This is a genomic window from Rhodococcus sp. MEB064, from assembly GCF_000834565.1.
GTDB lineage: Bacteria > Actinomycetota > Actinomycetes > Mycobacteriales > Mycobacteriaceae > Rhodococcoides.
This window is the reverse complement of record NZ_JXQS01000035.1, coordinates 16,588-39,731: the sequence shown is the minus strand read 5'-3', so window position 1 is coordinate 39,731 and position 23,144 is coordinate 16,588. Positions and strand designations below refer to the sequence as shown.

General features: G+C 65.8%; 28 protein-coding genes. 4 read left to right on the top strand and 24 right to left on the bottom strand.

Features of this window, described 5'->3' with window-relative positions; genetic code table 11:
• From RU01_RS15625 to RU01_RS15595, 6 genes are all read right to left on the bottom strand, one after another.
• Window positions 1–1,221, bottom strand: a 1,221-nt coding sequence (locus tag RU01_RS15625) for a lipase family protein (RefSeq protein WP_042575485.1), incomplete at its 3' end; no start/stop codon positions are given.
• 78 nt (window positions 1,222–1,299) lie between these two features.
• Window positions 1,300–2,106: a transglutaminase-like domain-containing protein gene (locus RU01_RS15620; RefSeq protein WP_042575484.1), complete on the bottom strand. Its 807-nt coding sequence runs from the start codon at window positions 2,104–2,106 to the stop codon at window positions 1,300–1,302.
• Window positions 2,107–2,446: 340 nt separating this feature from the next.
• Complete coding sequence (locus tag RU01_RS15615; RefSeq protein WP_042575483.1) at window positions 2,447–2,701, bottom strand: helix-turn-helix domain-containing protein; 255 nt, start codon at window positions 2,699–2,701, stop codon at window positions 2,447–2,449.
• Between the two features lie 270 nt (window positions 2,702–2,971).
• Window positions 2,972–3,196 carry a helix-turn-helix transcriptional regulator gene (locus tag RU01_RS15605; RefSeq protein ID WP_042575481.1) on the bottom strand — a complete coding sequence of 75 codons (225 nt, stop codon included), beginning with the start codon at window positions 3,194–3,196 and terminating at the stop codon, window positions 2,972–2,974.
• A 186-nt stretch (window positions 3,197–3,382) separates the two neighbouring features.
• The gene (locus RU01_RS15600; protein WP_156148953.1) at window positions 3,383–3,814 is read right to left on the bottom strand and encodes a hypothetical protein; all 432 of its coding nucleotides are present in this window, start codon (window positions 3,812–3,814) and stop codon (window positions 3,383–3,385) included.
• 2 nt (window positions 3,815–3,816) lie between these two features.
• Window positions 3,817–4,239: a hypothetical protein gene (locus tag RU01_RS15595; protein WP_156148952.1), complete on the bottom strand. Its 423-nt coding sequence runs from the start codon at window positions 4,237–4,239 to the stop codon at window positions 3,817–3,819.
• Window positions 4,240–4,430: 191 nt separating this feature from the next.
• Here RU01_RS15595 and RU01_RS15590 point away from each other — a divergent pair, with 191 nt between their 5' ends.
• The 3 genes from RU01_RS15590 (at window position 4,431) to RU01_RS15580 (ending at window position 5,619) form a co-directional block, all read left to right on the top strand.
• Complete coding sequence (locus tag RU01_RS15590) at window positions 4,431–4,688, top strand: hypothetical protein (protein WP_156148951.1); 258 nt, start codon at window positions 4,431–4,433, stop codon at window positions 4,686–4,688.
• A gap of 208 nt (window positions 4,689–4,896) precedes the next feature.
• On the top strand, window positions 4,897–5,367 hold the full coding sequence (locus RU01_RS15585; RefSeq protein WP_042575477.1) for a hypothetical protein: 471 nt from the start codon (window positions 4,897–4,899) through the stop codon (window positions 5,365–5,367).
• A gap of 69 nt (window positions 5,368–5,436) precedes the next feature.
• Window positions 5,437–5,619 carry a hypothetical protein gene (locus tag RU01_RS15580; protein ID WP_042575476.1) on the top strand — a complete coding sequence of 61 codons (183 nt, stop codon included), beginning with the start codon at window positions 5,437–5,439 and terminating at the stop codon, window positions 5,617–5,619.
• A gap of 46 nt (window positions 5,620–5,665) precedes the next feature.
• Here the strand turns inward: RU01_RS15580 and RU01_RS15575 are convergent, their stop codons facing one another.
• Window positions 5,666–5,902: a DNA-binding protein gene (locus RU01_RS15575; protein WP_231568733.1), complete on the bottom strand. Its 237-nt coding sequence runs from the start codon at window positions 5,900–5,902 to the stop codon at window positions 5,666–5,668.
• A 354-nt stretch (window positions 5,903–6,256) separates the two neighbouring features.
• Between RU01_RS15575 and RU01_RS22220 the strand changes: the two genes are divergently transcribed.
• Entirely contained in the window at window positions 6,257–7,066 is an 810-nt protein-coding gene (locus RU01_RS22220; protein ID WP_156148950.1) for a hypothetical protein, read from the top strand.
• Here the strand turns inward: RU01_RS22220 and RU01_RS15565 are convergent.
• The 17 genes from RU01_RS15565 to RU01_RS15485 form a co-directional block, all read right to left on the bottom strand.
• The gene (locus RU01_RS15565; RefSeq protein ID WP_042575475.1) at window positions 7,035–9,113 is read right to left on the bottom strand and encodes an alpha/beta hydrolase family protein; all 2,079 of its coding nucleotides are present in this window, start codon (window positions 9,111–9,113) and stop codon (window positions 7,035–7,037) included. The genes RU01_RS22220 and RU01_RS15565 overlap by 32 nt on opposite strands.
• 1 nt (window position 9,114) lies before the next feature.
• A complete protein-coding gene (locus RU01_RS15560) occupies window positions 9,115–9,699 on the bottom strand; it encodes a hypothetical protein (RefSeq protein ID WP_042575474.1) in 585 nt (194 codons plus the stop codon).
• The gene (locus RU01_RS15555; RefSeq protein ID WP_042575473.1) at window positions 9,696–10,040 is read right to left on the bottom strand and encodes a hypothetical protein; all 345 of its coding nucleotides are present in this window, start codon (window positions 10,038–10,040) and stop codon (window positions 9,696–9,698) included. The genes RU01_RS15560 and RU01_RS15555 overlap by 4 nt, the downstream gene beginning before the upstream one ends.
• Complete coding sequence (locus tag RU01_RS15550) at window positions 10,033–10,296, bottom strand: hypothetical protein (protein ID WP_042575472.1); 264 nt, start codon at window positions 10,294–10,296, stop codon at window positions 10,033–10,035. The genes RU01_RS15555 and RU01_RS15550 overlap by 8 nt, the downstream gene beginning before the upstream one ends.
• Window positions 10,293–11,348, bottom strand: coding sequence for a hypothetical protein (locus RU01_RS23465; RefSeq protein ID WP_052493315.1), 1,056 nt, complete (start codon window positions 11,346–11,348; stop codon window positions 10,293–10,295). Before RU01_RS23465 ends, RU01_RS15550 begins: the two co-directional genes overlap by 4 nt.
• Window positions 11,345–11,767 (bottom strand): hypothetical protein, encoded by a 423-nt coding sequence (locus tag RU01_RS15540; RefSeq protein ID WP_042575471.1) that lies wholly within the window; start codon window positions 11,765–11,767, stop codon window positions 11,345–11,347. The genes RU01_RS23465 and RU01_RS15540 overlap by 4 nt, the downstream gene beginning before the upstream one ends.
• A complete protein-coding gene (locus RU01_RS15535) occupies window positions 11,767–12,162 on the bottom strand; it encodes a hypothetical protein (RefSeq protein ID WP_042575470.1) in 396 nt (131 codons plus the stop codon). The genes RU01_RS15540 and RU01_RS15535 overlap by 1 nt, the downstream gene beginning before the upstream one ends.
• Window positions 12,162–12,509 (bottom strand): hypothetical protein, encoded by a 348-nt coding sequence (locus RU01_RS15530; protein ID WP_042575469.1) that lies wholly within the window; start codon window positions 12,507–12,509, stop codon window positions 12,162–12,164. The genes RU01_RS15535 and RU01_RS15530 overlap by 1 nt, the downstream gene beginning before the upstream one ends.
• Window positions 12,506–13,471: a glycoside hydrolase family 25 protein gene (locus RU01_RS15525; RefSeq protein WP_082043159.1), complete on the bottom strand. Its 966-nt coding sequence runs from the start codon at window positions 13,469–13,471 to the stop codon at window positions 12,506–12,508. The genes RU01_RS15530 and RU01_RS15525 overlap by 4 nt, the downstream gene beginning before the upstream one ends.
• The gene (locus RU01_RS15520) at window positions 13,468–14,004 is read right to left on the bottom strand and encodes a murein hydrolase activator EnvC family protein (protein WP_042575468.1); all 537 of its coding nucleotides are present in this window, start codon (window positions 14,002–14,004) and stop codon (window positions 13,468–13,470) included. Before RU01_RS15520 ends, RU01_RS15525 begins: the two co-directional genes overlap by 4 nt.
• A 9-nt stretch (window positions 14,005–14,013) precedes the next feature.
• Window positions 14,014–14,613, bottom strand: coding sequence for a translation initiation factor IF-2 N-terminal domain-containing protein (locus RU01_RS15515; protein WP_042575467.1), 600 nt, complete (start codon window positions 14,611–14,613; stop codon window positions 14,014–14,016).
• 19 nt (window positions 14,614–14,632) lie between these two features.
• On the bottom strand, window positions 14,633–16,318 hold the full coding sequence (locus RU01_RS15510; RefSeq protein ID WP_042575466.1) for a Gp37-like protein: 1,686 nt from the start codon (window positions 16,316–16,318) through the stop codon (window positions 14,633–14,635).
• On the bottom strand, window positions 16,315–17,286 hold the full coding sequence (locus RU01_RS15505; RefSeq protein WP_052493314.1) for a hypothetical protein: 972 nt from the start codon (window positions 17,284–17,286) through the stop codon (window positions 16,315–16,317). The genes RU01_RS15510 and RU01_RS15505 overlap by 4 nt, the downstream gene beginning before the upstream one ends.
• Window positions 17,286–21,449 (bottom strand): hypothetical protein, encoded by a 4,164-nt coding sequence (locus RU01_RS15500; protein WP_042575465.1) that lies wholly within the window; start codon window positions 21,447–21,449, stop codon window positions 17,286–17,288. Before RU01_RS15500 ends, RU01_RS15505 begins: the two co-directional genes overlap by 1 nt.
• 9 nt (window positions 21,450–21,458) lie before the next feature.
• A complete protein-coding gene (locus RU01_RS23395; protein WP_269430142.1) occupies window positions 21,459–21,866 on the bottom strand; it encodes a DUF5361 domain-containing protein in 408 nt (135 codons plus the stop codon).
• A 65-nt stretch (window positions 21,867–21,931) separates the two neighbouring features.
• Window positions 21,932–22,429: a hypothetical protein gene (locus RU01_RS22210; RefSeq protein WP_052493312.1), complete on the bottom strand. Its 498-nt coding sequence runs from the start codon at window positions 22,427–22,429 to the stop codon at window positions 21,932–21,934.
• Window positions 22,430–22,525: 96 nt separating this feature from the next.
• A complete protein-coding gene (locus tag RU01_RS15485; protein WP_042575464.1) occupies window positions 22,526–23,107 on the bottom strand; it encodes a phage tail tube protein in 582 nt (193 codons plus the stop codon).
• Window positions 23,108–23,144: the final 37 nt, after the last annotated feature.

Here is a 23,144-nt window from a genome sequence, read left to right as displayed (position 1 = left end):
AACACCTGTCTCGGTGGTCGCGTCGGGCAACGGCTTCCCGGCGAAGCGGTCGGCGATCCAGTCGAGCGTCGCGGGAGCGGCGATCGGGTGCAGAGACAGGTGTTCGCTGAGGCGGTCGCGAATGTAGGTGACGTGGGCCCCGGCGGCGCGGTACCGCTCGACCTGACCGTCCACGTCGTCGACGGCGATGATCGGATCATGCACGGCTTGGAACACCAAGAGAGGGAATGTCGGTGCCGATTTGCCGGGCTGGATGTCCTGGAAGATCTGCACCAGCGCGGGTGTGGCCATGACATCGGCGAGGGGGATGTCGGTGTACCGCTCGAGATCGTGCATGAGCAGGGTCATCACGGCGTGCATCGTGGTCTTGCGTTCGAGGGTGTCCAGGATGTGGAGGCCGGGGGACGCGACGTGCTCCTGGATGACCGAATCGAGCGCCGGGTACGTGCGCCGGAGACCTTCGACCACCATCGTCGGCAGTGCCGCGAAGAGGGTTCCGTTCAGTCGCGAGAACGCCGACGCCGGGTCGCCGACCGGTGACCCCAGCGCGGCGCAGACCACATCGATCTCCGGGGCATACTCGCCCGCGGCCTCGACTGCCCACGACGTCGCCAGTCCGCCGCCCGAATATCCCCACAGGGCGACGGGAGTGGAGGCGTCCAGTCCGAGCGAGTCGAAGGACAGCGCGGCGCGGATACCGTCGAGGGTGCAGTAGCCGGGCTCGACGGGTGCTCCCCATCGCCCGTCCGTGCCCTCGTGGTCGGGAAGGGACAGCGCCCAACCCCGGCGCAACGCGTACAGGATGATCATCAGTTCGAACTGCGGAACCGCGCCACTGGCGTGTGCGCCCTTACGCAACGCGTACGACGGGAAGCAGCGGTCGGAGACGGCATCGATGGCGCACTGGTACGACAGCAGGGCCCGCGGAGCACCGGGATCCGCGCCCACCGGCAGCAGGACCGTGGTCACGGCGACGCGAGGTTCGTGATCGATGCTGTCGGTGCGATAGAGCAGCTGCCACGCCGTGACCTGCTGACGGACGATGCCGAAGAGCGCGATCGACACCTCGCGGGAGCGCAGCACCGTTCCGGGACGCGTCTGCTCGAACCCCGCCGGAGCTCGATAGAACGGGTCCTTGCCGGGAGTGATGACGGCGTCGTAGTCACCGTCGTCCGTCTCCCGATACTCACTGCTGAGCGCTGCATCCGGTTCGATGCTCATGGGCGTCTCGCTTCCTGCTTCGTCGAGTCACAGTAACGCGGCTCGGCGACGCGGCCGACGGAACGCCCGTTCAGCCGGTCAGGACAGGGCCACCAGCTCGTGGATGTCGTCACGGGGAAGGTCGCCGGAGACGACGGCCGTGACGGTCGAGCTGTTCAGGGTGATCGAGCCCTTGTGGTTGTCCAGGAACGCGGTGTCCGCAGCGTCGCGGCCGGTCGCGATACGGACCAGGGTCGAGCGCGGCGCGAGGCACGTGGCATCGACGACCTGCCAGGTATCGCCCACCAGAGCTTCGGCGACGGCATGGAAGTCCATCGGGTCGCATCCCGGTGCGTACACCGCGACGAGACGCGCGGGCACGTTCAGAGCGCGGAGCATCGCGACGACGAGGTGGGCGTAGTCGCGGCACACACCCGCGCCGGCCAACAGCGTGTCCGCCGCGCCGTCGATGGGGTCGCTGCTGCCCGGGACGTACTGCAGGCGTCGGCCGACCCAGTCGGACACCTTGGAGAGGAGGACCGCGTCGTCCGACTCGCTGCCGAACTCGGTGGCGGCGAACCCGAAGAACTTGTCGGCCTCGGCGTAGCGGCTGGGGCGAAGGTAGACGGAGCGATCGAGATCGGTGACCGGCGCCGGCTCGGCGTTTCCGGTGATCGTCGCGTCGTAGTACACCTGCAGGTTGCCCTCGCCGACCTCGAGAACGTGGATGCGGTTCCCGTGGTTGCCGCTGACCTCCCGCGCGTCGACAGCAGTGCCGTCGAGCATGAACGACAGCGTCTCGACCACCTGTGCACCGGGGTGCGGGGCGACCGCGATCTGGAACTCCAGGGTGCTGGCGGCCGTGATGTCGACATCGAGGCGTGCGGAGACGACGCGTTCGGTCATGGAGGTACTCGTTTCAGGGAGGTAGACAGTGATGGGCGGACGTGTACCCATCCTGACCAGGAACGACGCGTGTCGCCGGACACAGTGGATGCGGATAGTGGAAGGTAGACCCCGGAATCAGGGGTCTCGATTCCACTGTTGCCCGACCGGTCGAGGTGGAGCCGATGACGGGAATCGAACCCGCGTATTCAGCTTGGGAAGATGAACCATAGCGTTCGGGCACGTTCGCCAAAGGGTGTATGCACAGGTCAGGAGGGATTTGCTGTTCGCCATCGTTCGCAGTCAACCGCGAATGATCGCGAATGTTGTGACATCGCCGTGACACCCCTTGACCGCATTCCTAGTCGAGTCCGGCTCGCTTCCTGTAGTAAGCGCGCTTGGGCTCGCCGGTGACACGGGGGAGAGGGCGCGGCACGTAAGGCTGGTTACCTCGTAGCCAGTCGTCGAGGTCGTCGCGGTGGATCCGCCACGTTCCGCGCGGCGCAACCGACTGATGGCCTTTGAGCTCACCGATGTGGAGAGCTCGATACACCGACTGCTTGCCCATCTTCGTATAGGCGCAGGCCTCGGCGACGGTCATCCATGGGGATTCCATGACGGTAACGCTAGCGGTGTACCGCGCCTCGTAGGTTGCTGCACATGACCATGACACCGAAGCAGAAGGCCGCAGCCGAACTCGCGGACAGACGTCACCGTGAGTATCTGGACCATCTGAAGACTCAGTGGAAGGTGCCGCTGTCGCGGGAGCAGTACGCAATCATCCGTACGCTCCTGGGCCCCGGCATGAGTGCACGAGCTGCCGAACGGCTCAGGAGAGAGCAGGCATCATTGGAAAGGGGCTCAGAGAGGCCGCACGAGTCGTAACTCAGGAGCCGGCGGCGGCCGCTTGAAGTCGACCGAGGAACTCGTCGACGTCGCACTCCCGCCAGCGGAGCCGCGAGTTCACTCCCGTCCCCACCTTGAAGCCGAGGCTGAACAGCGGGTGGTGGCCGTGCTTCGCGATCTCCGCGTTCGTGCGGAGGGTGCGGATTCGACCCGCACTCAGACCCGTGCGTTCTGCTACCTGCTGGATGTCGAGGAGGTTCGTCATGCGCAGGAAGGTAGTGCCACCTACCGACAGTCAGTCCTTGATGGTGCGCCTGTCCGGAACCTCACCGTTGCGCCGGCGTCCTTGTCCTTACAGCACAAAAACGCCCCACCCTCGATCGAAGGGTGGGGCGTTGTCCTTATGGCTTTGGGTCGCTGGCCTCGTTGAGCGGGTCCTAAAGAGCCTCGGTCAAGCCGGGGCGAGGTCTTCGAAATCGACCGCCCGAGCATCGCGTGCGCATGCTTGGCCCCCTAGAGCCGCCGATACCGACACCCCATTGGGGTGACGCGCGACGTAGTCGAGGAACATTCCCACTGTTGCATCTGGACCAGGCCGCTCTTCCGGGCCAGACATGTCTGCCCCAGGCTGAGCGATAGCGCAGGCATCATTGATGACCGACACCATCCGTACACCAGCGCCATCGTGCACGAACAAGTTTGCGAATCCGCCGACACCGCGCACACGACCCAGAACGGTCGACAGCAGCTCGTCCTCCAACGCCGCCACTACCGGGTGTCCGCCGTCGTCGCTCGTCACCGGCAGGTCCACGTCCGCGAGTGCGCCCTGCGCAAGGTGCCAGTTAATCTCGCGCCGAAATTTGTCCAACAGGTCTTGATTCATGCTCACGCTCCCTTGTCACGGATGATACGCACGCGGTCGTGTACTTGACTTTCGACTTTCCCAAAAGCAGTCGTTACATCCGCGATGTCGTCGAGCCGTTCGACTGTTTCGGGTGGAAGCTGGGCATTGTCTCGGTGTAGATGACAGTGTCCGTGGCAACAGTCGAAGTACTCGATGGTCAACCAACCGTCCGCCGTCAGCTTCTGGATGTTCACGACAAACTCGACCAGACGCCCGTCACGCCGCCAGAGGATGAACTGCAGCCGGATGGAGTTGGCATCGTCGTAGGGCTGCTCCCACTGCTTCTGTCGACACTTCTCGCGAGGGGGAGGCTCGTACGATCCCGTACGGCTCACCAACACGCCGTCATTTTCACGGTCGGCAGCGCGGAGCGCTTTCGCGCTCTGCTGAGACCGACGTGTCATGAGAAGAAACTGTACTCAAGGGGTCAGGCGATGCCCGGATTCCTCCCCGGTGGGTCATACAGGAGGACGGTCGTCGAAATTCGAACGTGTGTTCGCTATCGTGTGTCTCGCGGGGCCGAGTGGCGGCGGCCGGCTTCTGTCGGCCACCCGGGAAGCATTCGGCCCCGCGTCACATCTCCGAGGAGGTCGCGGTGGACTGGACGCAGGCAGCCGAGCAGATACGCCGGCACGCCCAGGAACACGCCGACAGGCTCACCGCGGACACGGGAACCAGACACCGCATGGACCCGGCGTACTACCGCCTCGCCGCCGACTGCGACTCCGCGGCCTACTCCCCCACCGTCTCGAAGCCGAAGCTCGAGAAGGCCGTGAAGGCCGCTCTCGCCGCCGAGCCGAAGCCCACCCCGTCGTGGGGCAGCTTCGACCTCAGTAGCGGCACCGGAGTCTGACGGAACCGATACCGGTCTGCATGCGTCCAACCTGTCATGGCCGAACCTGACGAATCGTTGACGCCCGAAGACGTCACCGCGATCCTGCGCGCGCACCGGCACCTCGTGACGGAGGACGGGCCACTGCGGGACTGGTGGCGTACTACGCGTAGAGATGGTCGCGTGCCCGGCGACGACTGCAAATCGGCGGAGTGATAGACACCTCGCCATGACGGGTAGCGCTTCAGCCAAAGCCGGATTCGACAAGGCATTCCTGGGCATCTGCAACGCCACAACCGTCACGGAAGCAGAAGTCGAGTTGAGCAACGCGATGCACCATCACTACCGCCTGTTCGAGTGGTGGCGTACTCAAATCGCAAACAACTCAGCGACGGCCATCACGAAGAGAGACATGGCGCTCGTCCATATGGCTCCGCACGCGCCAACTGGAGTAGCTATTGCATGGGCGCGAACGTTCGACGTACACGAGATGCTCTTCCTCAGCGAAATGACCGGTGCGTACGGAACGTATTACACGAAGATGTACGGAACCCTGATGTGGATGCCACGAAGCGCTTTCCAGGGGCAGGCTGGACCGGACGACTACGGCCGCGATCTCCTGTACGACAGTGAACTGGCCGGAAAGCTGACGCTAGAGACCCTCCGACTCGGCTTCGATCAAATCCACGCTCTGGTCTAGACGCTCTCCTCGCGCTATGCGGGCGCGAATCCACACACGCTCGCCGCTGGATGGGTACGGTCTGCTGTCATGGCATTCTCGGTTCACTACAAAGACGGTCGACCCTCCGAGCGGTTCGAGACGGTCCACCGCTGGGACACCCACAGCGGTCACCTGACGGCGTACGACGAGAACGGAACAGTGATCTTCGAACGGGACGGGGTCGCATCGGCCGGCCAGACTGTCGGCGGGGACGAAGCCAACGGAGAGTAGAGCCTCGAAACACGCCGAGAACCCTCACCATCACAGCGCGTTCACGCTAACCGAGTGCGGCTTTCACGTACTCGTGGTCGACGCCGAGCACGCGCAACAATTCGATTGTGGGAACGGTGTACCGCTGGCCCGCACGGATGAGTCGAACGGGGTACTGGTTTCGCTGCGCGAGTTCGTACCCGGTCGTACGTGCGATCCCCAGCGCTCGGGATGCGGTGACGAGATCGACTGCAACAGGCAGTGCCAGAAGCTCCTGCAGAGTCATCTGTGATTGCTTGGTCATGAGATGGACGGTATCCATCTGGGCGTGAAGTCGTCGCAACTCGCGTTATGTGCGGAGTGCTCGGCGCGCGCTTTGGCTGACCGTTGTGCGAGTATTTCCCTCCTGAACACAGCGAAGCCCCGGCCAGTGCGCGAACACTGCCGGGGCGTGGTCGACAGGGGATGCCGACGTGGAAGATGTTAGCCCGGCGCGGGACTGGATTCGAACCAGCGAGCCGATACGCGTGGCGGCTGGGATGGTTCGGCGCACGATCGTCGCCGTCCCGCAGGTTTGTCCGCTTCCTGCAAACCCGAGCCGAGCTGTTCCCAGTATGGCCGAGACGACTCGGTCTGTCACCACCTGCGGCTGCACGGAATGAGCACCGGCAGTGGCCGCCAGTGCGCATTCTGTGGGCAGCGCGCCAATTCGCGCGAACACGTGTTCCCCAAGAGCTGGAAGAAGCTCTTCCCGTGGCGACCCGTCGTCCAGACCTACTACCGCAGCACTGCTGACGGAAAGGGGGAAATACGTCCAGAGCCCACATTCGAGATGAAGGTCCGACGAGTCTGTCAGGACTGCAACGGCGGGTGGATGCGCCGTCTCGACAATGCGGTGGAGCCATGGGTAGTAGCGATGCAGACCGAGCCGTTCGTCGTGGTGCTTGGCGAGGACGCGCAGGAGTTTCGGCGCTGGGCGGTCAAGATCGCCATGATGCGCCTGATGGTCGACGCAGACCCCACAGTGCCGGCCGGTGAACATCACGCACTTCGCTCCGGCACCGTGCCGCCCGGGTGGTATGTCTGGGTGGGGCGGACCGATGAGCCGAGCTTGCTGCACGGGGTCAGCGGATGGGGTGCGCCGTTACGAGACGACCCAACGACGCTGCTGGGCGTCAAACAGGTCTCGTGGTGCTTGGGAACTGCGGTCGTCGTCGTGATTCGCCAGTACATCCCACCGCACCCGCCCTGGCCAGAGTCGTTGAAGACCTTCGTCGACATATTCCAGCAATCCGTCTTGGACGAGGGCCACTCGCTCATCCGCACTTTCGACGCAGAGGTACCGATCGTGCTGGATCGCACCACACCCGTGGTGCCCGCCGAGAAGTTGCCGGCGATGTTCTGGTTCAACGACCCCAACAACTACCCTGGCATGCTCACGCCACAGGAGCCGGACCCCATCTCTTAGCAAACGCCGTGGTGTCGGCGACGTTGAACGCCTGGGAGCCGATGTGCGCGGTGCCCGCGATGCCGGTGTAGCTGGCCTCCGGGGTGTACGGGGCGAGCTTCGTGAGCAACTGGATGACGTTCGTCTGCGGGGGCACCACAGCGTCACTGTCATAGCTCATCGACCGCATCGGCAGGCCGCCGAACTCCTCGGGTGCGGCCAGCATCGGATCGTGGCCGGCTGTCTTCGCTGCGTAGTCGGACCCGTCGGCGGCGATGCCGTAGGCCGTCTTGATCTGATCGGCGAAGGTGAGGTCGTACTCGGCTTTCAGGTTGCACACGGGGGCGGTGCCGTACCACCCGAACACGCCGGGCAGTACCCGCTTGCGGAGGAGATTGAGGCCAGGCATTCCGCCCATGCTCTGCGAGAGCACCAGGAACCCGGACACTGCGAGGTGGTTCCAGGCGTAGTTGCCGAGGTCCTCGTAGTCCGTGACCGACAGCGGGTTGCCCCAGGCGTTGGCCTGGGCGTCGGCTGACATGACGATGTACCCGGCGTCGACCAGGCCCTGCCAGTAGCCGCGGGTCTCGACGTCGTCGAACGTGACACCGCCGACGCGGCCGGTGCCGTGGCAGAACAGGATCGCAGGGGCGGGACGGCGCGAGTCGTAGTTCTTCGGCCACGCGATGCGCGCGTTGCTCACCGAGGAGACCTTCGGGCGGGTCCACATGACAGTGTCTGACGCGCCTTCGAGGGCGTGCTGCGACGGAGCCACGACCTGCGTCAGTGACAGCGGGCCGAGGCTGCGACCGGCTGCGGCGTTGGTGTCACTGGCCCACACGCACAGCTCGGCGAATCCCTTCGTCAGTCCGGCGACGGACTGCGTGAACGTGGACAGGACCGTGGTGCCGTCGGTCTCGAAGATGGTGAAGACGGCGTTGCCGTTCTGCACTCGGATGCGCACCGGGTACACGCCGGCGGGCTTCTGGGTGTCGTTGATCCGCGTGCCGCCTGCGCCTCCCTGCGCGGTGCCGACCCACTTCTGCGCCTGGTTGAGGTTGTTCATGCCGATCATCACCATGTCGGGTGACCCGTTGCCTGAGGTGGGTAGCCCCTTCAAGCCGACCAGGAACAGAGCACTGCCGCCGACCGCTGGGCACTGGATGTCGCCGACGATCGTCATGTCGCTGGTGTCCGACAGGTTCGGCAGGGGGCGGGTCGTGAGGCCCGACCCGGTGCCGGAGCTGTAGAGGCGACCCGCGTTGACGACGCCACCGGACGTGGTCCACCCGGCGAGGTCGGGCCAGCTGGTGGTGTAGGTGAGCGTCTGCGCGGACAGCGTGCCGACCTTGCGGGGGGCGATCGTCGCCATGGCCTTCTTGATGCCGATGGGTCCGAACTTGATGCCGGTGGTGGCGCGGGTGTCGGACATGTACAGCACCAGTGACCCGACCGAGCCGAGGACGGTCCGCAGGATCATGGCGCGGTACTCGATCGTGTGCGCGTCGTTGAGGATGACGGCGGAGACGACGTTCTCATCCTCGATGAGGTCGATGTAGTACTTGCCCGCGGGAAGCGGGTCGGCGCCGAGGAACTCGGTTCCGGCACCGCCGATCGCGGAGCCGCGCCAGGCCATCGGCCGGTTTGTCGCCGGGTCGACGCCGATGCCGAACACCGCGTTACCAACCGGGGTGGGCGAGGCGCCGCTGACGCCGAGGAACGCGAGGTGGCTGCCGCCGACCGTGGCCGGGACGACGACGGACGTGGAGATGCGAGCGCGCCCCGTGAGCGGCATCAGCCGGACGTGGCCGGCCTCGGTGCTGTTCGCGCCGCCGACGAAGAACCCGTCGACCGCCTGGCCCTTGCCGGCGGACCACCCGGAGACGTTGGCCCACTGCTCGACGATGGTCTCGGCGTCCTCGTAATCGATGCGGTGCTGCGCCGCAGCGGCGGGAAGTGCCAGCGCGCCCTTCACCGCGAGGCGGGTGAAGTCGAACCGGTTGAGGGCGAGCGATGCGTACTTCTTCTTGGCGTCCGCTGCTGCGATGCCGATGCTCACTACGTCCATGTCAGACCGCCTGCACTGTCGAAGAGGTGGGGAGACCGTTCGTGTAGACCCAGGTCTTGCGGAGGCCCTGGCTGGTCTCGGTGTTCACGGTGCCGTCCGCGTTCCAGGTGTAGACGGTCTTGATGCCGCCCGACGTCGAGTTGGCGACCGTGCCGTCCCCGTTGTAGGTGATGCCGTCCGGCTTGAGCGTGAGCGGGACATATGTCTGGTCAGCTACCGCTTTGGTCAGATCGCCGCCGCCCTCGATCGGGTTCTCCTGCAGGTACAGCTCGACGGCCGTCTGCAGCAGCTCGATGGGCGAGTCGGGCGGGATCAGTAGCGCCGCGGTGATGAGCGACCGCAGGGTCACGGGCCCGCTCGCCGGGACGGTGATTCGGAGATCGCCGGCCAATGAGCCCGCGAAGCGCACCTTCGCGGGGCCGGGGATCAAGTCGATGCTGATGTTGCCCTGCGCGTCCGGTGACGCCTCGTGCTGCTTCGACTCGACGATGCCCGTGGCTGTCGTGCGGAGGTCGGTCGAGAACCACACGCTGGAACCGGATGGCACCTGCGCGATGTTCTTGATGTTGTCGGTTATGACCGTCACTTCGTAGCTCCTGTCCTGAGGCGACGTCCTGGGAGTGCAGCGGCTATGCGACGGCCCGCGTTGGCCGCCAAGTTCTGGATGGACCCGCCGATGATCAACGTGGTGATCGTGAAGTTGACGAATCGGAGTGCGGGCTCGTAGCCCTGGCCGAGGACGATGTTGTCGATGGATCCCGACCGGGCGAGGTACTTCGGCCACGTCGACGGGTTCTGGAACTCGTCGATCGGCTGGTCGGGCACGACGGTGATCGAGCCATCCTGCTCGAGCAGCCAGATATCGGTCGGGCCGTCGTGCGCGAGGATCTCCTGCAGCTGCTCGACGGTGAGCCGATGGTCAGGCACCGCGCACCTCGTAGCCCATCTCGCGGAGCGCCTGTGCGTGGTCGCACGGGGCCGGGTAGGTGCGCCAGGGGGAGAGGCCGCCACTCGGGTGCGGAACGGCGCCACCATTGCGGTGGGCGGGATAGACGTAGGTGTCCTCGGCGAACCTCTCGACGACGACGTGGTGCCACCCGTCGAACGGGTCGTCGAGCTTGAAAAGTCGGGCGTCACCGTTCCAGTTCGCCAGGTCGTCGTCGGTCACAAGTGTCGCGATCATGTGGTGCTCCCGCCTGTGTGGATGATGACCATTCGGCCGTTGGCCCCGGGCGCGCCGAGGCCGATGCCCTGGCCGTTCTGGGTGTTGTTCGCGCCGCCGCCGCCACCGCCTCCGCCGGGTGCGCCGCCTGCGCCGCCGTGGCCTGCGTTGGTGAAGATGTCGCCGCGGTACGCGCCGCCGCCGCCGCCACCGCCTCCGCAGGGGATGTCGGACTCGAGTGGCACGGACGCTCCGGCGGACCCGTTGTATCCGGCGTTCGTTCTACCTCCGAGGCCGCCAGAGGCGAGGGCGGTAGACCCGCCCGTATAGCCGTTGTTGCCGTTGACCTGGTTGTTGCCTCCGTCGCCGCCTGCGCCGGGTGCCGACGATGACGCCACTGCGCCCTGCGGAGTGAGGATCGATCCCGGGGCGCCCGACGTGGGGCGCACGAACGTCCCGAACGATGTCTGGCCGCCGTCCTGCCCATTCGAGGCGCCACCTGCACCGATCGTGATAGCCACCGTCGCCGGGAGGTCGGCGCAGTTGAACTCGCGGTACGAGTAGGAGCCGTCGACACCACCACGACCGGGGTTAACGACTGCTCCGTTGACGCCGGCCTCGCCACCGTTGAAGGCTCCGATCCCGACGGTGCCCTTACCTGGATTGGTCCACGTCGCGTTCGCCGAGTAGACGGTGCGCGTGCCACCACCTTCGAGGGCGGTGACGCGGACCTTGAGCTCGTCCACATCGCCGATGACGGAGCCCGCCTGCTCGGCCACTTCCTCGGTGCGGTTCTTCACGCCGAGGATGCCGCCGACGAGATCAAGGAATCCACCGACGATGCCGAATGCGCCCTGGACGAACGCTCCGATGAAACCCGTTATGCCGTTGAGGAATCCGCCGAACATGTTGCCGATCATGTTCGCCCAGAAGTTGCCCTCGAAGCTGTTCTTCACGCCTCCGGTCTGCTCGGCCTTCCACTGCGCCTGCGTCTTCTGTGAGTGCGCCGAGAGCCCTGTGCCGCTGGGGTTGGTGATCGAGCCGGGCGGATACCCGCCGGATGGGAGTGTCACTCGTCCAGCCCTTCCGGTCGCGGTGGCGGCGTCTCATCACGCTCGGCGAACACCCGCAGCAACCGTGCGATATAGGTCCGCGCGTGAAAAAGGATGCGGTCCAACTTGTTCAGCGCCTTCAATGCCTCGTCCAGTTGCGCACTGAGCATGTCGATCCGGCGCTGCATACTGCGCTCGCGGTCCTCGTGCTCCGCGTCCGCCTGGGCCCGATCGAGCCGATGGTCCGCTTCCATGTCGACGCGATCCTTGCGCCGCGCGGCCTGCTCAGCCTCTAGCGCTTCGTTGGTGCGGTCGAGCTTGGCCTGCACCGTGACCACGTCGTCGACCTTCACCTTCGACCGTGTCGCGATATAGCCGACGTAAATGGTTCCGAGGCCGGTGATTACACCACCGATGGCGACGATTTGATTGGCATCCACTAACGGTGCCCCCTGTCTCTGCACCCGATCGCTATCGAGAGCTGGATGAAAGCCACGCCCGAGGCAATGGTTCCGGCGACCACTGGAACTGGGGGTTCGGTGACGAAGGCGGAGTAGAGGATGCACGAGCCGTACAGCGCCCACAGCCCGGCAGAACCGATGTGGGCGGCGATGAACCCGTGACCTCGCACGGCGGACGCGATGAGCATGGCCGTACTGAGGGCGAACACCACCGACCACAGAGGCCCGATGCTCTCGATGTACACCACAGCTGAGACCTGACCCGGCATCAACGGCCGCCGGATCAGGGACTCAGGGAGCGAGGGCAGGTACAGAATCCCGACCGTTCCTTGCAGGATGCCGGTGCTCGCGGCGGTCAGCCGCGTGCCGAGCATCAGTCGGCCTTGCGGTGCTCACCGCGGTTGCCGAAGTACGTTCCCGCCTCTCGCGCGGCAGCGAGAATTGCAGGGACGCTGACCGGTTCGCCCTTGCGAAACGCTTCCACCGCGTCTGTTGCGACTGTGATTCCGAGGTCGAGAACCTTCGCCTCCGGGGTGACCTTGGCACGCGCGGTCTCGGCGGCTCCGATGCCGAGAATGGCCGCTGTTGCCGCGATGATGAGGTCGCCGACGGACGAGTCGATAGCCCCCCGGGTGACCAGCAGGCCCACCAGAACGAGGAGCAGCGGGTAGACGTAGAGGCGAACGGGTTCGTACGCGCGGAGCCGTGCGAGGGCGCTCACTTCTGCGCCGCCTTCAGCAGCGCGATGATCTCGTTGTTCTGCTGCATCACCCGGCCTATGCCGTCGACGAGGGTCCGCTTCTTCACCTCGCCGTCGCCGAGCTGCTCCCAGCCCTCGAAGTTCGGGCCACCCGCGAGCTGCGTCAGGATGACCGCGACGGCCTCAGTGAGGAACCGCTTACGCGTCGGGTCGGTCTCGACGGCGTTGCCGAGGATCTCGAATCCCTTGCCGTCGGGGCCGAAGAACTGCCCTGCGACTGCTGCTGCTTCGCCTGCCATGTCGAACTCCTCTTCTCGTGCGGTCGCGCCGAACAGCGCGCCCAGTTGTGCGTCGTCGCCGCGGAATGCGTTGACGTCGATGGATTGGCCGGCGACGTTGGCGGTCTCGGAGAACTGCAGAATTTGCACGGGCTTGCCGCCCATGTCGGCCCAGCCGCCGCGCTCGCCGTTGCCGCGCGCGGGTGACCAGTCGTCACCCGGGTAGAGCCGCGACGCGTAGTCGCGGCCGGACACGTAGTCGCTATTCCAGATCCCCATCGGGAGCCGGTCGAGCGACTTCCGGCTCATGCGGCCCTCCCAGAACCAGCGCGGAATGTAGACCGGGAGGAACCGGGTGAAGCCCTCGGCGCGGTACGCGTCGATGCGGCGCAGCAGGTCGTCGACGCTGCCGCCGTTCGTGGTGTCCTCGTAGTCGATCTGCAGGGGGAAGTCGATCGCGCCGGAGTGCTCGCGGAGAACGCGTGCTTCGACCTTCGGGTCGGTGTTGACGCGGCAGAAGACATACCCGCCCCAGCGTCCGGGGAAGTGCTTCGCCATCTCGGCACGGGCGCGGGGCCAATAGTCGTCGCGGTAGCCGGTGCCCTCGGTGATCTTGTGGGTGGCGAATGCGAACCCTTCGCGCTTCGCTGCGGCGAAGTCGAAGTTCCTCTGGTGGTTGCTGACGTCGATTCCGAACAGGGTCATCGTCGAGCTCCGATCATCTGAGTGAGTACCGCATCCCAGATCGCGGCGTCTCCGTCGTCGAGGGTGGGCGGGGTGACGGTGGGCGGTGGGGTACTGCCGGGCCACAGCGCACCGGAGAGCCACGGTGTGGGGTCCAGTCGGTCGCGGCCGTTCGGCGACCACACCGTGCGGTGCACCTCGAAGTGCAGGTGCGGTGCGACGCCACCGTTGGTGCGCGAGTCTGGGTTGATCGAGGCGATACGCTGGCCGGCCTCGACGCGCTGACCGAGGCGCACCTCTGGGTTGACGTGTCCGTACACCGAGGTGCCGCTGCCGTCCTCGGTCGGATGGTCCAGGACCACCCACTGCCCGAAGCCGGATGCGGGTCCCACCTTGACGACGGTGCCACCCTGCGCGGCGAAGACGGGGTATCCGCCGGATCCGCCGCTGCGGCCGTAGTCGACTCCCCAATGGGTGCCTCCGCGCCACTGTTGGTAGCCGAACGTGTCGGTGACGATGAACCCCGCAGGGATGGGCATGAATCGTGGTGCCATGACGTCCTCTCAGAGGCCCATGTGGGCGACGATGCGTTCGGCCACGACGCGATCGATGACGGAGTCGACGGTGAGGTTCTCGATGCCGAACTCGGCCAGGACCATCACCAGGCGGTCGACGTTGACCTTCAGGCGCGTCGCCAGCTCGGCGACGGGCATGTTGATGGACTCCTGACCCGACGGGAAGCCCAGCTTCGACAGCGTGTGCTCGCGCAGTTCGGCACGCTGTGACTCGGGGATCTGCGCCTCGGTGACGTCTGCGAGCGTGGTCGGCGCGGGGTCGGGCTCGGACGGATCGACCCACTCGCCCGCGGCCGTCGTCTTGTTCAGCATCGAGTCGGTCGACGGCCGGTACTTGATCTGCGGTACGGCGGCCAATCGGGCACCAGCAAGCACCTGATGGAAGCTCACCAGCTCCCAGTACTCGATCGGGAAGACGAGCGGCGCGCCGACGACGCCGGGCAGGCCCACGTACTGCCAGAGGAACGTCTGGCGCGGGTTCTCTAGGTCGCAGTTGTCGCGAGTCGGGATGCCGAGCGACTGGTCGAACGGCTCCCACTCCTCGGGTGTGCCGAGGCGGACGCCCGCAAATGGATCTCTGAACTTCATGTGCAGCAGCCCTTTCCGATCAGAACGCGCCGACTTGCTGGAATGCCGACACGAATGCCTCGATGCGCTCCCATGCGCGCTGCACGGGATCCTCGAGGGCGCGGTTGTCACCGAATGTGGGCTTCCACTCGACCGGGGACTCGTCGTCCCACGCGAGCGTCAGCTTCGACATGCGGTTCATGTAGATGCGGCCGGTCGGGTCGTTGCGGATCGTCGTCCCGCCGCGGTCGCCGAGGAAGATGTGACCCTCGCCCTGGTCACCGATAAGGAACGGTGACGCATCGCCCACGTTGATCTCGACCGACTCGTACGAGCGCGTGGCCCAGAAGCCTGCGCGGAGCACCATCAGCGATGCGAGCGTGTACGCCTTGCCCGAGCCGTCCTGAAAGAACTCGAAGAACCGAACGAAGCCCGAGTTCTGCGCTCGCGCCAGACTTTTGATCGAGATCCACGCCAGGATCGTGTCCTCGTAGAACGGCCGCAGCAGCGTGTCGACTGTGCCGCCGATGGACCCGATTTGCGCGAGGTTGCCGAGGATGTCGCCGATTGCCTGGATGCCGGCCGAGATCGCCTCGTTGACGCCGGGCATCGAGTGCCCGCCCGTGAGGATCTGGATCCCCTTGGCCGGCACCTGCTTGAACGCGTAGGTCTCGATGCCGGTCTCTTCGGCGTCGCGCCACACGCAGTAGGGCAGCTTCTTGCTGGTGCGCTTGTTGCCGGGCACGTAGTACTCAGCCGGGATCGCCGTATCGGTGGCGAGTTGCAGCGTCGTGTCGATGAAGTCCGATGCGAACTGCTCGAAGGTGCGGATCAGACCGTCGAAGAGCGTGCCGCCGTGCGCGGTTCCGCTGTACGTGCCGGACTTATCCTCGAAGCTGACAACCAGGGCGCCGTGCTTGATATTCGCACCCGGCCACGGAGGCGGATCGCCCGCGAGGTAGCGACGGGTGACAAGCGAGATCTCGCCGTCCTCCATCATGGACTTCGCCATCTCGTGGAAGTTCTTCCAGCGCGAGATCGCCATGCCCCACACGGAGCCCATCTCAAGGCCCTCGGTGAAACTCATGGGCTTGACGACGACGGACCACGTCGACTGGTCGAGGTTGAACCAGTTGCTCAGCTTCGTCGGGTCGTCAGGGATCGCCCACAGCGAGGACTGCTCGCGGAGCACCTGCAGGAACAGGCTGACGTTGAGCACCCAGGGCGATGGGCCGGGAAGCATGAACACGCGCGGTGCCTGAAATGCTGCTGGCAGGAACGGATTTGACCAGACGTGGTACCACTTGGTCTGCTCCGCGTCGGACGTGAAGGTCGCGACGACCACCTGGTCCCCGTTGTCGCGCAGTTCGAGCGTGACGTCGGACATCATGCCGCCGAGGCGTGCGCCCGTGTAGTCCGCAGTCACGACGACGTTGCGCTTCTCGCCGCGCTGCATGCGGCCCCAGGTGTCGACGAGCCACTGGCCGACCGGGTGGTCGTACGGGTGCTCGAACTGCATCGGGCCCGTGTCGCCGTCGATGACCTCGAAGCTGGCCGAGTACTCCATCTGCACGAGGTGCTGCAGCTTCATGTCGCCGTCCCACAGACGGACGGTCGGCGGCACCTCGCGGAGGTTGGTCTCGCGCTCCTTCTGAGCCTCGGTGGCAGCCCAGATCGCCTCGCACTGCTCCTCGAGGCTCAGCCCGAAGTCGATGGTGGTGCTCACGACGCCAGCTCCATGCCCTGGCACCGCGTCCACAGCTGCGGCATGACGAGCTTGACCATGGCGCCGCCCGCGGGTGCGTTTGTCACGGAGACGGGCAGCTGAGTGCGCGGGGTGTACGGCGGGATGACGTACTGGAAGTAGCGGCCGGGCACCGGCATCTGGCCGAGCAGGTTCGTGTCGTGGGCGTCGCGCACCATGAGCTGCTTCGGATCGAGGTCGACGGTGAAGCCGCCCTGCGTCGTGCCGATCGGCGGCATGATGATCTTGCGCGCCGAGTCGTCGCGGCCACGGAGCTTGTCGGTGCCGGGCACGCGGTGACCCTTGCGGCCGGTCCACGAGAAGTCGGGCAGCACCCAGTTCCCGCGAGTACCAACCCACTTGATCGCCATCGGCACGTCGGTCGGGTTGTAGACCTCGACGAAGCCCGAGCCCGACGAGCCGGTCGTCGACCAGGTGCTCGTCTTCGGCTCCTCGTACCAGAACGGCTGGCCGGCGCGGAGCGGGATGATCGGATTCGAGTAGCCCTGGACGTTCGGGTCGACGTCGGGATTGAAGTCGGGCTGCTCCCACAGCTGCACGTCGAGCATGCGGAGGCCGGACTGCTCGCTGGTGTAGTCGATGCGTGCGAGCGTCGAGTCGGGATCCCAGTCGTCCTCGCGGTAGTCGAAGCACTGACGGAACGCCGACTCGATCGCTCCCCACTTCGCCGACGTGCGGTCGTCGGAGATGTGGAAGCCGAGCGAGACGTCGCGCACGAGGCGCTTGCGGCGCTTCATCGCGCCGCCCGACTGATGCGCCGAGGAGACCCATGTCGTCGAGGTGGGCGCGTCGTAGATGCCCTTGACCTGACCCTCGCCGAGGTAGACACCCTTCGAGCCCTGACCGACGCCGTGGACGGGCCAGGTGCCGGAGCCGTCGCAGCCCTGGATCTCGATCTTCGCCGACTCGAACAGCGGTGAGGAGTACATCAGAACGGCCTGTTCGAGCTGCGCATGTGCTGGCGCGTCATGACCTGCGTGATCCGACGCATGATCTCGTCGGCGTTCGCGCCCTCGATCTTCGCGATGTTCAGCGAGTTGTCCACGCCCCCTGCGGGTGCGGGGTCAGCAGTGAGAAGTCCGGTCACGTTCGCCAAGGCCTCGTTCGCTCCCGTCTGATTGTCGATGATGTTGATGCCCGGCCGGACGATGCCGCCGGAGTCGAAGACGGGCACGGAGCCCATCTGCCGACGGCGCATCCACTCGTCGTGTTCGGGCGTGCCCTGAGGCGGTTCGGGATCGAACTCCTCGATGCGGATGTCCTTGCGGGCGAACGTCGGGTAGTCCGTCGTGAGCCAGCGGGACTGGCCGAGGCCGAACGGGATCTGCTCGGAGAGCGCGTCGAACGCCACGCCCGCGAGGTCGGAGCCGAGCTGCTGCACGCGGCCCTTGATCGAGAACGTCTCGGGTGTGGAGCCCGACGCTGATGCAGCGCTGTCCGTGGTGGACGTCGACGCGGGATCGGCTGCCGACTCGGGAGTGACGGGCGTCGTCGTGGTGCGCGAGTTGGCCGCGTCGATGAGGGCCTGGGCCTCGTCGGCCTTCGCCTGGTAGTTCGAGCCGTCCGAGAACGCCGATCGTTGGACGGCTTGAGCCATCTGCGCCTCGGTCATCTTCTCGCGGTCGGCCACCGCACCGAGCGCGTCGTAGTACTTGTTCGTCGCGTAGTCGATGTCCCGAACCTGCTCTTCGGTGCCCCAGCCCTGCGACGGCCGCTGCTGAAAGACGCCCTTGCTGTCACGGTCGCCGTAGTCGAGGTTCTGCAGGTCCGACTCAGCGAGCCCCGCCATGACCGCCGACTTGATTTCGCGGTCGGTGAATCCCCGCGCGCGGCCGGTCAAGAGAATCTTGTCGACGATCTGGTCGCGCTCAGACAGAGTGGCTCCGGAAGCGTTCTGCGCGGCGGCCGAATCGGGATCGGTCGGCGCGTTCAGCATCGCCCAGTGGAAGTGGTTCGTATGGTCGCCAGCGCCCGCGTAGAAGCTGCGATCGACGGGCATGCCATCCTTGATCTGACGGTCGAATCCGGGATCGTCGTAGATCAGCTCAGCGCTGTCGGGGAAGTTGTCGGCGACGAAGTTTGCACCTGCCAACTGCTCGGCAGTGTTGCCCGATCCGTTCGAGAAGTCGGCTGCCTGGCCGGTGCCGTGGTAGCTACCGGCCTCGTCCCGCAGACCCGAGGTCAGCGTCAGCGCCGGGAAGCGCTTGGCGATGATGCCGCGCATAGCCTCGACGACACCGCCGTCGGCGAACTTCTCGAGGCGCATACCGAACCGAGTGGCGATCTGCGACAGGATCATCGTCGAGCGAGCGCGCTTCGACGGATCGAGCGGGATGTATCCCTCGCCGCCGGTCTCGGGCTCGGCCCAGACACGCATGGCGCCGGCCGGAGCAATCTGCGCGACGTGGTCCTCGCGGAGGCCGCCCTGGGCGAAGTAGTCGACCATCGCGCCGTCGGCATACCGGCCGCCGGGAACGCGCACACCACGAGCCGTCAGGCCATCGACTGCAGACGCATCGAGGTCCACGACGACGGGGAGCGTCTTCGGCTTGATCAGCTCGTCGATCGCTACCTGCGCGTTGGCCGTATTTGCGGTGATCTCGACCTTGCCGTCGGGCAGCGTCGTCACGGTGAAGCCCAGGGCCTCGAGACGCGCCTTCGCGTCGGCGTCGAGGGTCTCGACCGTGATCGACTTGTCGTCAGGGACCAGGTCGACCTTGCTCTTGAGAATGTCGAGCGCGAGCTGCTTCTCGGCCATGTTCGGCTGGTCGATCAGCGTCGACACGACGGACGGGATCCCGATGTACTTGTCAGCGAGCCGCTGCGCAGCGTCGCCTGTGATCCCTAGCGTTCCGACCTGCTCGATGAACTTCTGCCGAGACTGCTCGACGACGTCCGTAGCAGCCTGCTGGGCACCGGACAGGTCGCCGTTCGCGACAGCAGCGTCGCGCGCCGCGCGCGCAGCATCGAGAGTGGCGTCGCGCTGAGCGATTGTGACGTCGAGGAACTTCCGACCAGCCTCGGTCGCGACGTCGATCGTGTTCGTGTCGAGGTTCACGGACGGGGCCACGCCCTCATCGGTGGGCTTGACTGCCTCGCCCGTCGACTGGAACGCGTCCTGCAGCTGGGAGTTGGCCTGCTCGAGGTCGAGCGGGTTCCCGTTCAGCGCATCGAGTGCCTGCTTGAGGGCGTTGGTTCGATCCTCGGCACTGGACGCGGAGTCGGACAGCACGTCCATCTGCTCAGCGAACGCTGACGCGGACTCGCCACCCAGGTCCATCGCCAGCGCTGTGTCGCGCTGGATCGCCTCGGCCTCGGTGAGCTGAGAGTTCGTCTTCGCGATCGACTCGGCCATGTCGACGGCGCCGTTACCCGAGTCGTCGAGGCTGCTCCGGAGCTGGCCCAACGTCGGGATCAGGTCGCTACTGTTCGCGCCGGCCGCCTTCAGCTTGGCGTTGTAGTTGTCGATCCGCCCCTGGACGTCGTCGTACGCCGAGCCGCCCTCAGTGAGCGCCGTAGTGACGTCGTCGAGCGAGACGCCCACCTTGGAATACGCCTCGGCGTTGTTCTGGTAGACCTTCGACGACTCGGTCGACTTCGAGATGTTCTCGGCGATGACGTCGTTGACCTTGCGCAGGGCAGCCTCGTTGCCGAGGTGGGCGGCAGTGATGTCACTACCGGCGATGCCGTAGTTGCGCGCCGACTCGATCATCCCGTTGTCGGCCAGGATCTTCGCCTGCGCCGCGATGGTCGCGCCCGTCACCGCGCCCGTCTGGGCGTCGAGCGTCTCCGAGATCGCCTTGATGGCAGTGGAGTTCGCCTCCGCTGCTTCTTTCGCCTGCTGGTTTTTCTTGACCCAGAAGAACAGGGCAGCGCCCGCCGCGAGGACGGCGATGCCGAACGGTCCACCGAGTGCGGAGACGATGCCGCCGCCTGCGATCTGCAGCGCCTTGCCTGCTGCTGCAGCGGCGCCGGCCGTCGTCGCGAAGCGAGTAGCGCCCGTCGAAGCATTCACGAACGCGGTACCGATTCGCCCGACGTTGCCGCCCTGCTGGCTGAGCACGATCATCGAGGCCGAGAGCCGCCCGACGCTGGCCTGCGTACGTCCAGCCGCGGTCTGGGCGAACGATGTCGCGGTTGCGAACGCGCCGATACGTGCCGCCGCGCCACTCGCGGCTGCACCCGCCTGGGCCAGTAGCGGAGGGATGAAACGCCACGCGAGGAAGGCTGCGCCCAGCGCCAGCACCTCGTCAGAGTGCTCGGCAAGCCCATTGAAGGCGGTCGCCGTGGCCGTACCAATGGCAGCGAGAGGAGGGAGTACCTGCGCGGTGACAGCCTCACCGAAGGTGCCGAGGGCGTGCTTCGCCAACTCGATCTTGCCCTCGGTGGTGTTCGCGTACGCCTCGGCCGAGCCGCCGAACTGGGACTCGAGTTCGCCGAGCACGATCTTCTGCGCCGACAGGATGTCGTTGACCTCGACGAAGCCCTCGATCTGCTTCTTCTGCTCAGCCGAGAACGTGATGCCGACGCGAGCAAGCGCAGAGATGCCCTTGATGGGATCGTTGAGCGCCTTGCCGAGCTGCAGCGACGCGGCCTTCATGTCGGTGCCGGTAGCCCTCGACAGGTCCGTCATGACGCCGACGGTCTGGTCGAAGATGTCGTTACCGTCGCCGACCTCGTTGCGAATGTTCTTGAAAGTCAGCAGGAAGTTGGCACCCTGCTGGATGGTCTCGGCCTCGGTGGCCGTCAGGTTCTCGAGTTCACCCGCGAGATCCTCGACATGCCCAGCGGACACCTTCGCGGCGTTGCCCGTCGAGGCGATGACCGTCTCGGTCTGAGTGTTGATCCGCTCGATGCGCTGCAGAGACTTGATCGAGTCGTTGACGAACCCGACGATCGCCGCGCCCGCCAACAGGCCGGACGCGGCGCCGACGAGCTTGCCCGCAGAGCCCGAGAAGGCGTTGCCGTAGCGCTGACCCTGCTCGCGGCCACTGCGCTCAAGGCCCGGTCCGACCTGACGGTTGAACTCGGGCACGAGTCGAGAGGTCTCGGGGAGGATCGACACATACGCGACTGCAAGCTCTGACGCCACGCGAACCTCCTATGCAGAGTCGGGAATGTCGGTCCACGTCTCGCGCCGCACAATGCGACCGATGGTGGACTGAGAGACCTCGTACGACAGCGCGATCTCCTCGCGCGTGAATTGGCCGGCAGCAGAGAGCGATCGGATCGCTACAGCCTGCTCGGCTGTGAGCTTCCCGCGACGCTCTTGCGGCTCGTCCGACACCGCGTGCAGGTGCCCGTACTCGCGAGCGACCTTGGCGGCCATCTGATCCATCGGGATGGCCTTGCCGCGGTAATGCTTCGTTTCGTCATCGGACACGACACCGGGACGGGGCAACGGTTTCGGTCGACGGATGCGCTTGGCGCCGTCGGCCGAGATCATCCAGTTGTGCTCGGCGAGCTTGTCGTAGACCAGGGCGAGCAGGAAGTCGGTGTGCGACCAGATCGCCTCGGCCGGATGCAGTTGCCGGTAGAGCTCCGACGTTCGCGGGGAATGCCGGATGATGACCGCTAGGTCGTCGAGCGAGAAGTCCTGCTGGCCGATGTACCGGAGCCTGAGGCCTTTGTCGATGAGGTCCGCTTCGATGGCCTCTTCGTGTTCGTAGACGAACTCGAAGAGGCCGATGATTCCGGGAGCGACTGCTTCGCACCGGATTCCGTGATCCAGTAGTTCTCGATCCACGCGATCTGGTCGTCGTCGAGCTTGGCGACGATCTTGCCGGCGGCCGGATCGAGCAGTGCGACGACTTCGCGGATCAGCTGGCCGAACTCGGACTCGACCGCTTCGGGGTCGAAGTTGCGCGCCTGGGAGAGCTTGCGTGCAGCCTTGCTCGTGGGATCGACGTAGCCGAGCTTCGGGAGCGAGAAATTCGTCAGCGACTTCTCGTCACCGGGCTTGGTCTCGACCTCGAAGAACACGCGGTTCTCGGGCTTGGCGGCGAAGTAGTTGATCGAGCGCGGTACCCGATGGACGGGTATGTCGACGGTGTCGACGAGTGAGTCAGTCATGCAGCGACCCTTCCGATTCCGCAGCGGCCCGAAGGCCCCGCCTGGTGAAGGCGGGCCGCTGCATTGGTTACCTGCACCAGGCGGGGATCAGGGCGCTCAGGCGCCGGTCGTGATTCCGTTGTTCGCGTACTCGTAGAGCTTGTTGCCGAGCGAGTCCGCGAAGCACTCGACGGTGAGCTGACGGCTCAGCACGTTGGTGTGCACGAGCTGGGCGTCACCGACGGTCGTGACCTGACCGTCCGGCACCCACAGGCGGAGCTTCTTGGCGTCGTCGATGACGTCGATCAGCCACACCTTGTGCGGGAGCTTCTTCGCGTTCTTCACGGTCGCGATGCGAGTACCGAGCGTCGAGGTCGCCGGGGTTACGACCACGTTCGTGTCGCCGTTGACCACCTTCGCGACTTCCTCGTTGAGGAACTCGAGCACGGTGAACTGCAGGGTGACGGTGTGATCCGTCTGGACGACGAGCACCGTGTCACCGCCGAAGGCCTTGATCTTCGTGGTGTCGCGACCCTCGGTGAGGGTCACGCCGTCCTCGCCGATGTAGCCGAGCGACTTGGCCGCGACGGGAGGCGCGGTGGTCTCGTTGGTCGGGCCGACGGTTCCGAGCGGTCCCCAGAAGATGGGGCCGGAGACGGGCGGCAGTGCGTTGAATACGTTGGCGGCAGTCTGCGCCATGATCGGCCCCTTTCAGGCACGTATGCAGCGGCCCTGA

What these genes read in the sequence shown, in the direction of transcription:
- RU01_RS15620 (WP_042575484.1), bottom strand. Translation starts at nt 2,106, where the DNA reads ATGACCGAACGCGTCGTCTCCGCACGCCTCGATGTCGACATCACGGCC.
- RU01_RS15615 (WP_042575483.1), bottom strand. Translation starts at nt 2,701, where the DNA reads ATGGAATCCCCATGGATGACCGTCGCCGAGGCCTGCGCCTATACGAAG.
- RU01_RS15605 (WP_042575481.1), bottom strand. Translation starts at nt 3,196, where the DNA reads ATGACGAACCTCCTCGACATCCAGCAGGTAGCAGAACGCACGGGTCTG.
- RU01_RS15600 (WP_156148953.1), bottom strand. Translation starts at nt 3,814, where the DNA reads ATGAATCAAGACCTGTTGGACAAATTTCGGCGCGAGATTAACTGGCAC.
- RU01_RS15595 (WP_156148952.1), bottom strand. Translation starts at nt 4,239, where the DNA reads ATGACACGTCGGTCTCAGCAGAGCGCGAAAGCGCTCCGCGCTGCCGAC.
- RU01_RS15585 (WP_042575477.1), top strand. Translation starts at nt 4,897, where the DNA reads ATGACGGGTAGCGCTTCAGCCAAAGCCGGATTCGACAAGGCATTCCTG.
- RU01_RS15580 (WP_042575476.1), top strand. Translation starts at nt 5,437, where the DNA reads ATGGCATTCTCGGTTCACTACAAAGACGGTCGACCCTCCGAGCGGTTC.
- RU01_RS15575 (WP_231568733.1), bottom strand. Translation starts at nt 5,902, where the DNA reads ATGACCAAGCAATCACAGATGACTCTGCAGGAGCTTCTGGCACTGCCT.
- RU01_RS22220 (WP_156148950.1), top strand. Translation starts at nt 6,257, where the DNA reads ATGAGCACCGGCAGTGGCCGCCAGTGCGCATTCTGTGGGCAGCGCGCC.
- RU01_RS15565 (WP_042575475.1), bottom strand. Translation starts at nt 9,113, where the DNA reads ATGGACGTAGTGAGCATCGGCATCGCAGCAGCGGACGCCAAGAAGAAG.
- RU01_RS15550 (WP_042575472.1), bottom strand. Translation starts at nt 10,296, where the DNA reads ATGATCGCGACACTTGTGACCGACGACGACCTGGCGAACTGGAACGGT.
- RU01_RS15535 (WP_042575470.1), bottom strand. Translation starts at nt 12,162, where the DNA reads ATGCTCGGCACGCGGCTGACCGCCGCGAGCACCGGCATCCTGCAAGGA.
- RU01_RS15525 (WP_082043159.1), bottom strand. Translation starts at nt 13,471, where the DNA reads ATGACCCTGTTCGGAATCGACGTCAGCAACCACCAGAGGAACTTCGAC.
- RU01_RS15520 (WP_042575468.1), bottom strand. Translation starts at nt 14,004, where the DNA reads ATGGCACCACGATTCATGCCCATCCCTGCGGGGTTCATCGTCACCGAC.
- RU01_RS15515 (WP_042575467.1), bottom strand. Translation starts at nt 14,613, where the DNA reads ATGAAGTTCAGAGATCCATTTGCGGGCGTCCGCCTCGGCACACCCGAG.
- RU01_RS15505 (WP_052493314.1), bottom strand. Translation starts at nt 17,286, where the DNA reads ATGTACTCCTCACCGCTGTTCGAGTCGGCGAAGATCGAGATCCAGGGC.
- RU01_RS22210 (WP_052493312.1), bottom strand. Translation starts at nt 22,429, where the DNA reads ATGACTGACTCACTCGTCGACACCGTCGACATACCCGTCCATCGGGTA.
- RU01_RS15485 (WP_042575464.1), bottom strand. Translation starts at nt 23,107, where the DNA reads ATGGCGCAGACTGCCGCCAACGTATTCAACGCACTGCCGCCCGTCTCC.